Raw genomic sequence first — 15311 nt, 5'->3', positions numbered from 1 at the left:
AGTGCAATTACCCATTTTCCCTGATTCTGGTATTGAACAGAACAACCATCTCTCCTTTAGGCGGGTGTTTTTCAAAATGTTTCAGCAATGATTGAGGAGCTCCCCTGAGAAACTCTTCATGGATTTTGGTAAGCTCGCGCGCTACAACAACTCTGACATCGCCCAACACCTCATCAATATCCCGAAGCGTTTTAAAAATTCTGTGAGGTGATTCATAGAATATCAGAGTGCGGGGCTCTGTTGAAAACTGCTCAAAAAGCTTTTTTCTGCGGGAACTCTTAGGTGGAAGGAAATTTTCAAATATAAACCGATCGGTGGGTAAACCACTGGAAATTAGAGCACTGATAAAAGCCGAAGGTCCGGGAATAGGTGTCACCGTAATATTCTCAGCAATAGCTGCTCGTATAAGATAAAACCCGGGATCAGCAATGCCAGGAGTACCGGCATCGGTAACCAGTGCCATAGTTGTATTCTCTTTTAGCTGCTCTATTAATGAAGGGGTTACTTTTTCCTTATTAAAATCATGGTACGCTTTTATCTGTGTTGAAATCCCAAAGTTATGAAACAATTTTTTGGTTATTCTGCTGTCTTCGGCAAGAACCAGCTCTGACTCTTTAAGCACTGTTACTGCACGGTAGGTAATGTCCGAAAGATTTCCTATAGGGGTGGAAACGATGTAGAGACTCATCTGTAGCCTTCTAATTTAGCGATTCTGATTGTTCTGTTTACTCTCTTAAAATTATTTCTGGCAGTAAGTTTAGCAAAATAGGTCCCGTTTGCGATCCTGTAGCCGTGTCTGTCACGACCATCCCACTGTATTTCCTGGTAACCTATAAGATCGGGAAATCTCCAGCTTCGTATGTTACGGCCACTTGAAGTATAAATCGTGAGCTCTATGTCTGCCAAATCCGTTATCAAAAATGCAAACCTGACATTTTCTACTGTTACTCCATCAGAAACTCTTGCGGTAAATGGATTTGGGTGACAGGACAGGAACTGTATCTTAAGGTCTTCACCCGGTTTATAGGCAAACGTCTCTGATATCCTGTTACCAGCAAGATCTTCAGCAAGTACTAAAAGAGAATCTATGTTCCTTTGTGACGGGGGATAAACGGTTACATTTACATTTTCGGGATTTTTGTGTAACGGAATTTCTGAGTGACTTTCCTGGGTTAACTCTTTTCCATTAAGAAGCAGACGTATGGAAGGCGTATAGATACCTGAGGGGTCGGATATACCAAGATTGAATGGACGATCCTTTGCCACATAGTCTAAAAAACTAATCTCTCTTCCGACCACTGTCAACCTGACCCGGGGAGGAGAATTGTCACTTAAGTGAGCAATAGCATAAGGCCCTGTTTCTGAAGATCTGAACAGAACATTGCCACCAATAAATGATGAGTTTCCTGCGTAACGCCAGTTTCCTGAATATTGATCCCGGGTCATGACCGAGATATCTGAATTATCTGCTTCAGTAGAAAATGTCCATAACAAGGTATCGCTACTTTTAAGAGCTGGTCGGGTACCTATAGTAAACTTTTGGTGATTATTCTGAGCAGATGGTATCCAGTGGGAGGCTGTGCTAAGGGGTTGAGATTCCTCAAGTTCTTCAGAAAAGATAAAAACAGAATACGCTTTGCTTAAATCACCCTGAGGCGTAAGCGAAAGATCATCTCCCGGGGTTGTGACAGTATCTGAACTAACATGGAGAAGACCTTTTGAAATACTAAACTCACGGGTGGCGATGTTGTTTTCAAAACTTATCTCCTCAAATTCAGTATCACTGTTTATAGATGCTTCGACTATTAAGGTTCCAGTTGTATCCGGCAGACTTATTCTAAAAGGATGGGATGTGCCGGGTAGCAAAGAATCCGGAGCTGTTCGTTGATGAAACCGGGTACGTTGAGCGGTTTCTGTATCTACCCAGTTGAGATCAACGCTAAAAGGGGGAGCTGTAACATTACCGGAATTAAGCACCTCAAATGATAGAAAAAGGGAATCATCACTCCACTGAAAAGACAGTGAGTCCTTTGAGAAAAGCAGATCCGGCCGGCCAAGTATATCGTAAGTGAATCGACTGCTTTCAATCGATTCTGCACCTGCTACCATCCTGAACCGAAGTTGAAGCATCTCTCCGGGCCTGTCACCATATATGACAGGAACTGCAGAAGTAGAGGTGTAAACACCCGAAGAGTCTCTGTTCATAAGTATGCCTCCCTGTGACTTAAAATCACCATGAGGCGGGGCTGTGGAGTATAATAAAAAAAGTTGAGGTATCGATGAGCCATCCGGAACATGCGCTCTGCATCTAACGGTTACACTATCACCAAATGCCGGAGTTGAAGGGCTGATTTTTAGATCGTAGATTAAAAGGTTGTTTTTTGAAAAAGGGGTACTTCCTCTCATTTCAGCCGAATCATTCCAAACATAAGCTCTGATATATCCCCGGGATGTTTGTGTTCCCTCTTTTACCGGAATCGACACTTTAAAACCAGAATCCTCTACCGTGCTGATCTTTCGCGTCCATTCCCGGGAGTCTGATTGTAATTGTACAAGAACGTGCCCCTCTTCAATAGAGGGACTTTTTCCTTCTACAAGCAATATTCTTTCATCTTCAGACAATAATTCATTACTTAATGTCAAATCAACAGAGTCCGGTGTTAAATGCCAGGGCAAAGCCGGATCACCCAGAAGATTATACTGGCGAATAAGTGGAAGATGTTCCCTGCCATATTTTACCAGCATTAATGTCTCTGTATGCTTTAAAAGCTCACCAAGTGTTTCGAAATTACCATTCAAACCCTGGTCGAGAAGAAGCCTGTTTATGATTATATTACCGTTACGGGAAGTATAAGAGGAGGCTCCGTAAAACGCGATGGCACCATGTTCATTAAACCTAACCAACTCCTCACCAAGGGAACGGTATGATCGGCTTTCAAAAAATCCCGTAAGACAGGTAAAGCTAAAAATTATAGGTAATTTACCACTTCCGCCCCACCCACCATTATGCAGGCGGTGAATGTCATTATAACTGAAAAAACGATTATCAGACCAGACATTGCCCCCACCATGACCATTAAAATTTACAAGGTAAACGCCGGCATTTATGAAATCAGCCATTGCACCTGATGCGTTGAATTCATTTTTATACCATGGAGAGGAAGGATCTGCATCCATTCGCAAAATATTCATTTGAGAGCCAATGACTTCTGTGGTGATTTGATTGTTAAATCTAGTAAATTCTGGCTCATCTCGTTTACCACCTCCGGCCAAAAGAATATTATCTCTCCAAAACCCCCTGGACGGGTTATTTATATAATTGACAGTCTTTGTGACTAAAGTCTTCATCTCCTCTTTATTCTGTGCAGGAAATCTGCCCACAGCCATATCTGGAAACTGATTGTCTCCTCGCACTGTCACAAAGTAACCATCATTACTGGCTGGACCCCATCCCGGGATTCTGGCAAGATTGGTTGGTACCAAATTACGATCACCGTTTTTCTTATCCAAATCATGTGTGGTATCTCCCCCCAAAAGAAGAAAACGTGGTGGATTATCCCCTGAGATTGAAAAGAGAAAGGAAATAAATAAACGAATGCTCTCGGGATTAGGAATGCCAAAGGAAAAACGATCATATATATCACCAATGTCGACAAAAGCGGTCCGTAAGCCCCGTGAACGGTGGGTTTGAAGAAGGGGCTCGAGAACTGTCTTAAAGGAATCAACACTGATTGCAATGTAATCCACTCCCGCAAGAGTATCCCACTTTGCTGCCAGAGTATCTAATTTTATTGAGTCGGGTGTTAATCTGTTTGTGACACTTTGTGCAAGGTAACGGCTCGTCAGTGAAACACTGTCCTGAAAAACTAAAGAGTAGGTACCTGGATTACTGGTTTCATTTCTCTTTATAGTTGTTTCTGTGAAAAAACGGTTTTGCTCGATATCCCACAATTCTATATTGTTGTCATCAAACCCATCGACTTCATACTGAACCAGTTTATCGAATGTTGATTCGTCGTTTCTGAAAAGAAGTGAATTGTCTGAGGCTTCATAGTTGCGGGGATAAATCACACGAATCCAGTTCAGAGCTGCTCTGTTTTCAAATTCATGCTGCTGGTTGATAAAATCTATACGATTATCCCCTTTATTGAGCAAATCTACCGGAAAAGGATCACTTGTAAAAATATACGGTCGTTGACCTTTCCAAACCGCACTATTATCATTACCCGCCTTTTTACCGTTAATCAGGATCGAGTAGATATGATCATTTCGGTCGCCTGCAACTCTGGTAAGACCAGTCATGGAGATAAGCACCTGAGCTAATCCACTTTCTGCAGGGGAAGGGAGCTGTATTGTATAGCTTGTAAGGTCATTGGCGCCCATTAATCCCCAATACCAATTATCAATTAAAGTGTCGGTAACAGGAATAGAGGCAATGTCAGATGGCTGGTAGATCGAACCCAGCCATCGTATCTCGTTATCATATTCAATATGAATAGTATCATGAAAATTTCCGGCTTTTACTGCATCTGAGCTTTGGTGACTATCAAAGACTCTAAGATCTCTCCTTTGAGCACCCGAAATTTCCATCATCCGGTTTCCCGGTGTAGTATCCCAGCTTAGCCAGTAAGTGTTAGTATTACTGTACTGAGTGAAGTGGGAGTTTTCGCCCCTAAGGTGCTGCCCGTAAAAGACGATCAAATCATCATGGCTAAAGTATTCTGAATTACCTGCTGTGCTGTATAATGCAATCTCATTATTTTTTTGAAACATTCTGAAAAATCTTGCCGGAACAGTGTTTACCGATACACCCAACTCCAAAAGATCGCCAACACTTAATTGGTAAAGCCCATCGGTCGTAACATCGATCCTCACACCCTGATCAAAGGGTAATTGGGGATGATGGTGTGATGCTGACTTTGTTAAAACCCTTTGCGGCTGATCAATAAGTATCACATTATTTCTTGTGGATATCCCATCTTTTCGTAACCCATCTATGCCGGAAAAGGTAATTGTGCCGTCTAAAACTGAGGATCGGTTTTTAAGGTTATCAGGTATGCTAATTTCACACCACTGGATGTAATTGTTTGCCGACCAGTCACTTACAATCGGCTCAATTTTTAATGGATAAATTTCACTTTCATTCATCCCTAGTTCTGCAGTAACTGTTCGAGCCCCTTTTGAAGATGGGGAGCAGGTATAGCCAAACACAAATCCTGATGATTGATGACCACTACTGTTAGTTAATGAAAAATCGATAGAAAACCCTGAGGAATGCACAGAGATGTTTGAAAACTCTGAACCAGAAAATGCAGATACAAAACTATAGATCAGAAGTATAAGTAATAACGATACCATAAAGTTATGGTATCATAATTTCACCAATTTTTAAAGAGTTACGCCCATAAGCGTCTATATGCAAACCATAATACCACTTCCCCGTACTCAGAGGGTTAAAGTCTTTGGGTAGCATGACAGAGAAATTTATTATATCGTTTTCACCGCTGAACCTGGTGATTTTTTCATTTTTCCATGTTTTCGTTTCTTCATCATTCCATATCTTAACCCAGGAATCCAATGCCCCCTGAATTCCAAGCATGCTCCAGTTTATGCGGCCGCTTGTTGTGTCATAACTGGTAAACGAGGGCTGGGGGGCAAGAATGAGCGAACAGGGTGATGATGTATCTCCCCGGCGTCCAAGAGAATCGGTTGCAAAAACTTTATAGAAAATGGTGTCGTAATGTATCGAAGGGAAATCAGCTTCAGATAGTCGGTCATAGTACTCAGTGATATGAGAAGGGATATTCTCGGACAAGATATCAAAAAGCGAATCAGCGGTGGTTTTCTTTAGCAGAGTGTAAGAGGTGGCATTCAGTGAACTGTCCATCGGTGGAGACCATTGCACATAGGCAGCTTCTACAAATTGACCTGAATTCCTAAACTCTTTTAGCTCTATATCAGTTATAAATGGCTGGGATAAAGGAGGAGGTGGTGGTGGCTCAAAGGTTGGGCAAACAGAGCCGAGCAACAACAGGCTGGTTACAACGCACATCGAATAACGAACAAAAAGCCTCATTATACTTCCTCACGATACCGCTCCAAAATCAAACAAGCGGCAATTTTGTCTACCATTGCCTTATCGCGTCTCTGTTTTTTCTTCTTTAAGGATAAAAATTCCGTAGCTCTGCGTGAAGAAAGACTCTCATCGATGAACTCTATTGGCAGTGCGCTTCTCTTTTGCACCTCTGAAGCAAATTCTCTAACCTCCCGACTCATCACTGTTTCCTTATCTTCTACATCGAGCGGAAGCCCAAATACTATTGTTTGAGGCTTTTGTGCGCAGATTATGTGTAAAAGCTTTTCGATACTGTCGGAGGTTTTCTTCCTGTCTATTACATCCAGGCCTCTGATACAGTAACCATCATCATCTGTAACTGCCAGACCGATACGGCGGCGTCCGTAATCAATGCCCAGTAGCTTCATCCAGTTCCTTTGTCCATTCCATCAGAATCTCAAGAGTGGAAAGATTAAGATTGGCAGATTTGGGAGTTTTATTCAACACAAAACGGAATTTACCAGATTTTAGGTTAAGTATTGAAAATATTGCCTTTTTCCCCTGCGATTTTGGAGTTGCTGCGTAGATTATCCGCCCTCTGTTGAAATACATAAGACCAAAAGGAGATTTCGTTTCAATCATAAGACAGCCGGTCTTACTGCCAATTTCTATAAACTGGAGTACTTCAAGCAAGTTTCCATCTTTTATGATCCCCTCAAGTGCTGAAGACTTAACACTCTTTTGAATATTCATACTCTTCTCTGCAGTGATTATCAGCGGCGTTACAAGCTTAAAAATGTCTCTGTCAGAAAATGTCAGACCCAAAAAACCAATATTGGGCAATACACTTTGAAGATGAACAGAGGAGGGGTCAGGAATGTTATAGAATAAAAACAACGCATTACTGGCTGATGGGTGCTGTGAGAACATTCGCTCTATTACAGTTAAAACACCGGGAGCAAACTGCCAGTCTACAAGAACAAGATCAGGAGGAGAGTGACTGATTATGTTGCGTGCTGCCATTAAATCGTGAGCTTTATTAACCTTGAATCCTATTTCAGTAAAACATCTTTCAAGTGGAGCCTTGACATCACTCAACATATAGTGAACCGTTTTGTCTTTTGCCGCGATTATCAGGGCGTTTTTTGGAATAACCACACCCCTGAGTTTTTCAGCTTTAATATGACGCCAGGTGATAATTGCCCCTATCACAAGCACAATAAACACGATTATAGCGATCGCAAATAATAGTGCTTTAGCATCGGCAAGGAACACCGATGAAGGGGCGGTGACAATCTCTACATGCCTTCTCTCTACCCACCCAGTCGTATCGTCATACACTATAGTACACCAGCGTCTTCCCTCTGCTATAAGTGGAAAAACATCCCCGTTTCTGGCAACTCCCAATATGGGTGCGTTAGGGCTTAGATGTGCAAGGATGTTAGTGGGGGTCCTTTGTATCTGCACATAAAGCTGCTCTTCATTTTCCATGTGATCAGGAGAATGATCCGGAGGGAGATGGGATGGATGACGCGAGTGAGACGGTGCTGAAGGTGAGGAATCGGAACCCTCTTCATTTAAAGCAACATTTTCATGAGCAGGTGCTGAGCTGGGGGATGCGCCAAATTCATTAAAAACATCGGAAGGATGTTGGCTACCCACTCCTTCAGGAACCAGAAAAACGAGTGCAATCAGCACTGTACTCATGAAAATCAACATACAAAAACCTTTAGTTTTCTACTGCAGCCTTTTGTTTTTTAACGAATATAACTACTCCAACAACAAGCCCTGAAAGCAGTACTATGTTCAATATAAAACCGAGAATTGATTGCCAGGAGGAGAAAATGCCTTTTCTTTCCACTACACGACCTGCTCTCATCTCAAGAAACCCCTCTTCACCATCCTCAGTTCTGATCTTATACCACCTTCTTCCTTGACTTATCAGTTCAAGAAACTCACCTCTTCTTGGCTGGCGTATAACTCTTGATTTGGGATCCAGTTCTTCATAAATATTAGGGAAGGCTCTTGTAACTTCTACATACTTTGTTTCTCCCTCGATATCCTCCATATCTTCGCCGCTCATTTCCATGGTGGCCATTTCCATCTCTGTATCACTATCTTCTGCATAAATCGGTGATGCAAAAACACTTGCAGTCAGAACAACCAGGATTAAATAATAAACGAACCTCATCTTAGAGAGCCTCCTTTTGAGTAATTTTATGATTGAACTTGTCCATTGTCGAGTAAAATGCTGTTTGTGATTCATTATCAGCAAAATCAAGTTTTATCTTAAGATACCACGTTTGCGGCAATTTCGCTGAATCTATTGATGAAAGCCGCAAAAAGTCCTTCTCGGTAGTGACTAATCCTTTTGAATATAAATTGCGCATTCCCAAAAAATCATTCATTTGAAATATATGATGATCTTTAAAAGACAAAATTTCAGATGGCCTTATGTCCATAGAGCGGATTAGATTGATAAAACGATGGGGGCGCGCAATCCCACACACAACAATCGGCTCCTTTAATGGTAAAACAGCGCTGGTCTCACCACTTGTTCCATTTACCCAATACTCAGGCTTCTGAATAAGAATGCTGACCGGCTTTTTATACCTGTTCCTTAGCTTTTTTGCTACTTCTGTAAGCCTCTCAACAGAATCACTGATCCCAGCTGTAAGAATCAGAAAATCTGCCCGAAAAAGGGAAGAAAGTGGCTCACGCAAATACCCATGGGGAATCATAAAATCGCTTAAAACGTGCTCATGTACACAGATGATATCAAGGTTGCGCCTTAAACGCCGGTGCTGAAATCCATCATCGAGAATAAAAACTGTATCCTTAGAAACCCTGCCCGATAACTCTTTTGCACTTTGAACCCTGTTTGAACCCGCTGCAATCCAACTCTGAGGAAGATTTTTTTTCAGCAACGATGGCTCATCACCAACACTTTCCCAGGACACCGTCTCTGAGGGAGAAATAAGCAACTGATCCTTACTTCTTCTCCCATAACCCCTGGATAAAAATGCGATATCATAGCCCCGTGAGCTAAGGTACTCACCACAAAAATGGGCTACCGGAGTTTTTCCTGTTCCACCAGCCCGGATTCCACCAATACTTATGGTAGGCCTCGATGGTGGATGTGAGAGAAAGGCGAACTTGTCATACGCTTTGTTTCGCAATGCCACCACTGCTCTATAGAGAACAGAGGCACTTTGAGCTGCAAAACATTTGTTCAACCAAAGAGGTAGTGGAAATGGATTTTCAAGATTCTCTCTCATCACAAGCCTTTATCGGTGCTGAGGCATGCGCTAATTACCCTTGGACGCCGTTCAAGATCTTTAATCAAAGTAATTTTTTCCCACCCTTCAGTTCTAAGTATTTCTTGAACTGCTTCACTTTGATCATATCCAATCTCTAAATAGATCCTTCCTCCCTCTTTTAAGTACGAGGAGGATTCTTTTGCAAGGTATCGGTAAAAATCGAGCCCATCACCACCACCAAGAAGTGCACTTAGCGGTTCATAGTCAATTACACTTTTATCCAGAAAATCTATATCACGGGAAGAGATGTAGGGCGGGTTACTAACAAAAAAATCGAAAACCTTACGTTTTTTAAACGGTTTTAACATATCTGCGCAAATAAGGGAGAGCTCAGGGCCAAGATTTTCCCTTGCCACCCTTAGTGCACTAATCGATATATCTGCAGCTATTCCACGCCATCTCGAGCAGTGTGAAGACAAAATACCAGCAATTATTCCCGAACCGGTTCCCAGATCAATAAATCTTTTTCCCCCTGAACTCTCAGAGTTCAATACTGCCTCTACAAGAGTCTCCGTATCCGGGCGAGGTATTAAAACACTTGAGTTTACCTTAAATTCACGATCATAAAAATAGGTCGACCCTAATATGTACTGCAGTGGTTCATGATTTTGCCTGCGTTTTAGTATCTCATTAATACGACTTTCGGTCTGAAAGTCTATCGCTTCAGCGTGTGATAGTAACAGCTCGGTTCGTGAGATCTTCAGGAGATTTTGAAGTATACTTTCGGCTTCCGGACGGCTGAACTCGCCAGAAACAGAGGTGATTTTAGATTCTATATAGTGTAACGCTTCACCCCTGTTCATAAAAACTACTCCAGAAACGAGAAATTACATGCCAGCCTTTTTTACCTGCTCATTGAGATCAGCAATAGAAAGAGAGTTTATGAGCTCATCTAACTCTCCGTTTATTATAGAATCCAGGCTGTAAAGGGTTAGATTCATCCGGTGATCGGTAAGGCGATTCTGAGGAAAGTTGTAGGTGCGGATTTTGGCACTTCGGTCACCGGTGCTAACCATACTCTTTCTCTCCGCCGATTCTTTTGCTTCCACTTCGGCTAATTTCTGCTCGTAGAGCCTGGTTTGAAGCACTTTCATAGCTTTTGCTTTGTTTTTGTGCTGAGATTTTTCATCCTGACAGGAAACGGTCAGACCGGTAGGTAAGTGAACTATCCGTACTGCAGAATAGGTGGTATTAACCGATTGGCCGCCTGGACCACTTGAGCAGAAAAGGTCGATACGCAGCTCATTAGGATCGATATCCACCTCAAAGTCATCTGCTTCAGGAAATACCGCAACCGATGCTGCTGAAGTATGAACCCTGCCCTGCGTCTCTGTCTGAGGAACCCGCTGAACTCTGTGAACTCCCGATTCATATTTAAGGGTTCCATACGCGTTTTCCCCCTTAATCATCATAATGACCTCTTTTACCGCACCAAGGTCTCCAAAACTTGAGCCCAGTACCTCTATACTCCAACCCCTTTTTTCCACGTAGTGGGTGTACATACGGTAAAGGTCGGCGGCAAATATCCCGGCCTCAGTACCACCTGTGCCTGCTCTGATCTCCACCACCGCGTTTTTGAGATCCTTTGGATCCCTTGGAACCAGAAGAATTTTCACCTCTTGCTCGATCTCAGGGAGTTGATGCTGATACTCGTAAAGCTCTTCACGGGCAAGTTCAAGTAGCTCTGGATCTGATTCTGACTCAATAAGCTCCTGAGCCGATTCTATATTTTCCACCATCTCAAGATACTTTTTATACACAGGCAAATTTTTGTTCAGAGAATTGTACTCTCTTCCAAGCTTCTCCATTTTGGAGGGGTCTGAAGTTACCTCAGGTGAGGCAAGTCGGGCTTCAAGCTCACTATGGTGTATCAGTACGTTTTTAACTTTCTCTTTTATCATAGGATCGCTTTCAAGTGCCGGCAAAGCTAAGTAAGCAGCTTTGGTGCATCTAACGTTAGCGGACTAAAAAATAATCTGCCAAAAAATAAACAGATATCAAACTTCATAACTATTTATGCGAAAAAAAGCTGAACAGATCAGCCTGAATACAAAAAGGACAGAAAAGGTATGACACTTTTCCGTCCTGAAGAGATCTTTTGGGAAGCTAAGATTTTTTGTTGTTTTTTTGGTAACGTTTGCGGAATCTCTCAACTCTACCTGCAGTATCAATAAGCTTCTGCTTGCCAGTATAGAATGGATGGCACTCATTGCAAATGTCCAAATGTGTGCTCTTTGCTGTGGACCTGGTCTCGATTACATTTCCACATGAGCAGGTAAAGGTAGCTTTTTCGTATTTTGGATGTATCTTCTCTTTCATATATCCTCTCCGAAGGAATTCTGGGATAAAAAAATTAAATTGCAAAATAGCTAAAGCCCTCATTAAGAGCAAGTGAAAATATTTATCCCGGCAAAAATGTCTGTTAGAGTGAAGATTATTATATATTATTTCGTTTAATGTCGGGTAATATTTATTGATTTGACCGAAGCCCCCAGTTTAAGTGAACAAATCCCCGATGGAAGAAAAATCGGTATGACATGATCTATTTTAAAACTGTATCGGGCATTAAATGTATGACTTCGGGGAGAAAAATGAGATATCGCCTTTCTTTATGTAGTTTAATTTTGTTGATCGCAGTAGTAGCTAAGGGGTCTGACGTAGATATGTTTTTAACCCCTCAACTTTCAGCCAACAGCGTAGTTTCCACCTCTCTGGGTGGAGCCGGAAGTGCACTCTCCATGGGAATAATGCAGGGTACAATTAATCCCGCACTGGTTTTTAGTTACAGAAGCCACGTTCCTGAACGGGGAGCTCTGGCAGTAGGGTATGGCTATGATTCTCTTTATAACGACTTATTGCTACCAGGAGGAGTTAGCTATGCCAACCACGAAGGAGCCTTGGGATTCTTTTACTCTATTCAAAGAGGAACCTCCGGTAACCTTTATGAATTCACCGGAAATATCTCTGGGCGACTTAGTGAACAGGTCGACAGTCAGGGCCCTGTGGATTATGGACTCAACATTCATTATCAAAATATGTCGTTCAGCCATGAACTTAAAGATTCAGCCTCTGCAAACATCATTAAAGATATGAGGGAGAGAAGGCTTTTGTTTGATCTTGGATTCTTCCAAACAAACGTAATGGATAATTTGGATTTTTCTTTTGTACTCAAAAACTTGGTAGGGTACAGATGGAGCAGAACAAAAGAAGCGTATGCCGATGAAGAGCTGGCTGACACGCTGCAGGATTTAAATAAAAGTGAAAGGAACAGAGGTTGGACCGCATCAAGGTATCGTACAATGGTGGTTGGAATCGCTTATCATTTTTCTCTGGGTCAGGGAGTCGAGATCTCTATTCCTATGGACATTGAGGTGTTTGGATTGTTCGATCGTAAAATAAAAAGAACAACTGTCTTTCGCTCAGGAGTCCAAGCCCGGGTTTTATCCAATTATTATCTGAGATTTGGGTTTTCAAGAGCACCGGATAGTGTGCCTGAAGTTTTCTCTGCTCTAAGAAAAGGAAATCTCTTTTTTGGCGGGGCAGGGATGATAGTTAACCAGCTTCAATTAGATTTCTACAGGGGGAGTGAGAACTGGGGGTTAACGGCGTCTTTGGATTTTTAGGTTGGGAGGCGCAGAGAAGATTAGGATGAAGAGGGAGAGAGAGGGTTCGCGCAGAGTCGGGGAGGCGCAGAGAAGAGAAGGATGGAGAGAGAGGGATCGCGCAGAGTCGGGGAGGCGCAGAGAAGAGTAGGATGAAGAGGGAGAGAGGGAAAGAATACTTGAGGCATATATAAGAGAGGGAAGTATGAATGAAGGAGATAAATGAAATATCTGGCTTGATAATCGACACTGCCTATCACATACACTCTAAACTTGGGCCAGGGCTACTTGAATCTGTTTATGAAACGATTTTGCAAAACAGCTTAAAAGCCTGGGCCTTGGTGTTCAACGCCAGAAGCCAGTGCCTGTTGTTTTTGAAGATATGTTTTTTGAAGAAGGGTTTAGAGCCGATTTAATCATTGAAAATCAGATAGTCATTGAATTGAAATCAGTCGAAAATCTCCACCCAGTATATAGTAAAAAGCTGTTAACCTACATTAAGCTTCTCGATTACCGTCTTGGACTTTTACTGAACTTTGGTGCGCCACTAATGAAAGACGGTATAAAAAGAATTGTAAATAAGTTATAAAAGTTATCCTTAAATGAAAAGTAGTATGTTATTTACTCTTTAGACCGATCTTTTTCACTTTTCAGTTTTGTTTTAGCTCGTTCTTCTGCACTGTCATCTACTATGCTGTATTCTGATTGACTAGCCATCCCACTGTGTCCTCCCCAGTTCTCTGATGCCCAGTCTTTTTCATGAATGTTGTTCATAGTCCCTCATTTATAAATAATAATTATTATGCTCTGTTTCTTTATGTTTTAAGCTCACTATTTTGGGTGATAATGGTGCCAATACGTTGATTCATGCCCTCAACATAATTGAAGAGTGTTTGTACCGGGGCCTTTAGCAGCCGCCTGATAACATTTGCCCCCCTTTGTTTGCCAGAATGCTGAAGTGTTTCGGGAAAAAAATCAAGTGCAATCAGCCCAGCATCTAAAGTTGAGCTTTTTAACGGAAACACTTTGCCCAGCAAATCAAAGAAGATGTCATGGAATTTGAAACGTCTGAAAATAGTTGTTGCATGAAGCCAAGTCCATAGTCTTATCCATTGCAATATAGCCTGCTGTATCCCCTCTTCGGTAACAAATGGTAACAACTCAACTTTAGTTCCATAGGAAAAGAAAAGATGAACAAAACCTGAAAAGAGAAATATCCAATATAATTTTAATGGAAATAATACACTCCGGATGCCCCGTTTCTGAAGGATTATTGAAATCAGAGAAAAACAAATAGCTGCTGCTGCAAGCAAAATTATATCAGATATAAAGACGAGAGTAAAACTTAGAATCAGTGTGAATGCTACAGCAACTTTATCTCTTAAACCGGGGGGTATTTTGTTCGTTTCCTGTTTAGACTGAATATCACTGACGCTACTTTTTTCAAGAAGTCTCATGAGGGGTAGTGCAAGTGCTCCAACTGCTCCACCCAGAATAAGTGCAGCGCCAAGCATAAAGGGCATCTGGTAAAAAATTCTGAAATTTCGGGCCATCAACAGGTATACCACTACTATTTGACCAATGTTATGAAACAGGGCTCCAATCATCCCAAGACCTATTGTCCCTATCATACGATGTTTACCTAACAGACTCCAGGTTAAACCCATGGCCAGAGTGGATAGAATTCCTCCACCGAATCCAAGTGACATTGTGATAAGAGAAAATCCAAAATAAAACCCTGAAATCCACACCCTGAGTGTAGTAAAAAGCAAAGCATCTGTCAGCCCGTATTTGACGATCCAGATGATAGTGATTGTGTTTGCCAGGCCGGGCTTAAGCCAGGGAAGAAAAGGAAGTCTGGGGAAGGCAAGTTCCAGTGCATTTATTGCTACTGCAAGCAGAAGCCAGGTAGCTTTTATTGCTACATCTGAATCGCGACTCTGTTTAATAGGTGATTGCATCTATACCACCACTGTCTTCCGATGTACGTATCTCTACAAGTATTCGATTGGGAACACAGACAAGCTGCTGAAATGAGCGCTGAATCGCTCCGGAGCGTTTGCATATCTGGTGAGGACAGGTTACAGAATGTATCTGCACTTTCCCATCAGAAATCATTATCCCTACCTGCCCAAGTTCGCCCCTTATACTGATGACATTTTCACTTCGAAGGGGATATGTTGCTATAGGTTGATTGTCCCTGAAAATAACTACTTCACCTGGATGAGAAGATCTAATGAGCGGCCAAACGATTACCATCCCTGCAAGCAATAGAAGAAGGATTATAAGGTCACCTGTCCGAAACAGGCCGATTTTCATTTCAGGTGTTTTCAT

At 42.0% G+C, this 15311-nt stretch carries 14 protein-coding genes and 1 pseudogene; 2 read left to right on the top strand and 13 right to left on the bottom strand.

What is annotated here, in order from left to right:
- Window positions 1-7: 7 nt before the first annotated feature.
- The 10 genes from rsmI to rpmE form a co-directional block, all read right to left on the bottom strand.
- Window positions 8-688 carry a 16S rRNA (cytidine(1402)-2'-O)-methyltransferase gene (gene rsmI / locus QA601_07610; GenBank protein ID MDG5814937.1) on the bottom strand — a complete coding sequence of 227 codons (681 nt, stop codon included), beginning with the start codon at window positions 686-688 and terminating at the stop codon, window positions 8-10.
- On the bottom strand, window positions 685-5358 hold the full coding sequence (locus tag QA601_07605; protein ID MDG5814936.1) for a C25 family cysteine peptidase: 4674 nt from the start codon (window positions 5356-5358) through the stop codon (window positions 685-687). Before QA601_07605 ends, rsmI begins: the two co-directional genes overlap by 4 nt.
- Before the next feature lie 4 nt (window positions 5359-5362).
- Window positions 5363-6076, bottom strand: a complete 714-nt coding sequence (locus tag QA601_07600; GenBank protein ID MDG5814935.1) for a hypothetical protein — start codon at window positions 6074-6076, stop codon at window positions 5363-5365.
- Complete coding sequence (ruvX, locus tag QA601_07595) at window positions 6076-6483, bottom strand: Holliday junction resolvase RuvX (protein MDG5814934.1); 408 nt, start codon at window positions 6481-6483, stop codon at window positions 6076-6078. Before ruvX ends, QA601_07600 begins: the two co-directional genes overlap by 1 nt.
- Window positions 6464-7774: a DUF4388 domain-containing protein gene (locus QA601_07590; GenBank protein MDG5814933.1), complete on the bottom strand. Its 1311-nt coding sequence runs from the start codon at window positions 7772-7774 to the stop codon at window positions 6464-6466. The genes ruvX and QA601_07590 overlap by 20 nt, the downstream gene beginning before the upstream one ends.
- A 10-nt stretch (window positions 7775-7784) precedes the next feature.
- Window positions 7785-8246 (bottom strand): SH3 domain-containing protein, encoded by a 462-nt coding sequence (locus QA601_07585; protein ID MDG5814932.1) that lies wholly within the window; start codon window positions 8244-8246, stop codon window positions 7785-7787.
- 1 nt (window position 8247) lies between these two features.
- Window positions 8248-9333, bottom strand: a complete 1086-nt coding sequence (gene lpxK / locus QA601_07580) for a tetraacyldisaccharide 4'-kinase (GenBank protein MDG5814931.1) — start codon at window positions 9331-9333, stop codon at window positions 8248-8250.
- The gene (gene prmC / locus QA601_07575) at window positions 9333-10178 is read right to left on the bottom strand and encodes a peptide chain release factor N(5)-glutamine methyltransferase (GenBank protein ID MDG5814930.1); all 846 of its coding nucleotides are present in this window, start codon (window positions 10176-10178) and stop codon (window positions 9333-9335) included. The genes lpxK and prmC overlap by 1 nt, the downstream gene beginning before the upstream one ends.
- Before the next feature lie 24 nt (window positions 10179-10202).
- Window positions 10203-11276, bottom strand: a complete 1074-nt coding sequence (gene prfA / locus QA601_07570; GenBank protein ID MDG5814929.1) for a peptide chain release factor 1 — start codon at window positions 11274-11276, stop codon at window positions 10203-10205.
- Window positions 11277-11481: 205 nt separating this feature from the next.
- Complete coding sequence (gene rpmE, locus QA601_07565; protein MDG5814928.1) at window positions 11482-11694, bottom strand: 50S ribosomal protein L31; 213 nt, start codon at window positions 11692-11694, stop codon at window positions 11482-11484.
- Window positions 11695-11966: 272 nt separating this feature from the next.
- Here rpmE and QA601_07560 point away from each other — a divergent pair, with 272 nt between their 5' ends.
- Entirely contained in the window at window positions 11967-12998 is a 1032-nt protein-coding gene (locus tag QA601_07560; protein MDG5814927.1) for a hypothetical protein, read from the top strand.
- A gap of 304 nt (window positions 12999-13302) precedes the next feature.
- A pseudogene (locus QA601_07555) lies at window positions 13303-13566 on the top strand (GxxExxY protein).
- A gap of 32 nt (window positions 13567-13598) precedes the next feature.
- Here the strand turns inward: QA601_07555 and QA601_07550 are convergent.
- From QA601_07550 to QA601_07540, 3 genes are read right to left on the bottom strand one after another with little or no spacing between them, the layout of a single operon-like run.
- Complete coding sequence (locus QA601_07550; protein ID MDG5814926.1) at window positions 13599-13751, bottom strand: hypothetical protein; 153 nt, start codon at window positions 13749-13751, stop codon at window positions 13599-13601.
- Window positions 13752-13792: 41 nt separating this feature from the next.
- Entirely contained in the window at window positions 13793-14938 is a 1146-nt protein-coding gene (locus QA601_07545; protein ID MDG5814925.1) for a Gx transporter family protein, read from the bottom strand.
- The gene (locus QA601_07540) at window positions 14922-15311 is read right to left on the bottom strand and encodes a NusG domain II-containing protein (protein ID MDG5814924.1); all 390 of its coding nucleotides are present in this window, start codon (window positions 15309-15311) and stop codon (window positions 14922-14924) included. Before QA601_07540 ends, QA601_07545 begins: the two co-directional genes overlap by 17 nt.

It is taken from the genome of Chitinispirillales bacterium ANBcel5 (genome assembly GCA_029688955.1).
GTDB lineage: Bacteria > Fibrobacterota > Chitinivibrionia > Chitinivibrionales > Chitinispirillaceae > Cellulosispirillum > Cellulosispirillum alkaliphilum.
Note: the sequence above shows the minus strand (reverse complement) of the source record. Positions and strands in the feature narration are given on the sequence as shown.

Bases quoted from the DNA above. Each gene is read 5' to 3' on its own strand.
- rsmI (MDG5814937.1), bottom strand. From the start codon at position 688: ATGAGTCTCTACATCGTTTCCACCCCTATAGGAAATCTTTCGGACATT.
- QA601_07605 (MDG5814936.1), bottom strand. From the start codon at position 5,358: ATGGTATCGTTATTACTTATACTTCTGATCTATAGTTTTGTATCTGCA.
- QA601_07600 (MDG5814935.1), bottom strand. From the start codon at position 6,076: ATGAGGCTTTTTGTTCGTTATTCGATGTGCGTTGTAACCAGCCTGTTG.
- ruvX (MDG5814934.1), bottom strand. From the start codon at position 6,483: ATGAAGCTACTGGGCATTGATTACGGACGCCGCCGTATCGGTCTGGCA.
- QA601_07590 (MDG5814933.1), bottom strand. From the start codon at position 7,774: ATGTTGATTTTCATGAGTACAGTGCTGATTGCACTCGTTTTTCTGGTT.
- QA601_07585 (MDG5814932.1), bottom strand. From the start codon at position 8,246: ATGAGGTTCGTTTATTATTTAATCCTGGTTGTTCTGACTGCAAGTGTT.
- lpxK (MDG5814931.1), bottom strand. From the start codon at position 9,333: ATGAGAGAGAATCTTGAAAATCCATTTCCACTACCTCTTTGGTTGAAC.
- prmC (MDG5814930.1), bottom strand. From the start codon at position 10,178: ATGAACAGGGGTGAAGCGTTACACTATATAGAATCTAAAATCACCTCT.
- prfA (MDG5814929.1), bottom strand. From the start codon at position 11,276: ATGATAAAAGAGAAAGTTAAAAACGTACTGATACACCATAGTGAGCTT.
- rpmE (MDG5814928.1), bottom strand. From the start codon at position 11,694: ATGAAAGAGAAGATACATCCAAAATACGAAAAAGCTACCTTTACCTGC.
- QA601_07560 (MDG5814927.1), top strand. From the start codon at position 11,967: ATGAGATATCGCCTTTCTTTATGTAGTTTAATTTTGTTGATCGCAGTA.
- QA601_07550 (MDG5814926.1), bottom strand. From the start codon at position 13,751: ATGAACAACATTCATGAAAAAGACTGGGCATCAGAGAACTGGGGAGGA.
- QA601_07545 (MDG5814925.1), bottom strand. From the start codon at position 14,938: ATGCAATCACCTATTAAACAGAGTCGCGATTCAGATGTAGCAATAAAA.
- QA601_07540 (MDG5814924.1), bottom strand. From the start codon at position 15,311: ATGAAAACACCTGAAATGAAAATCGGCCTGTTTCGGACAGGTGACCTT.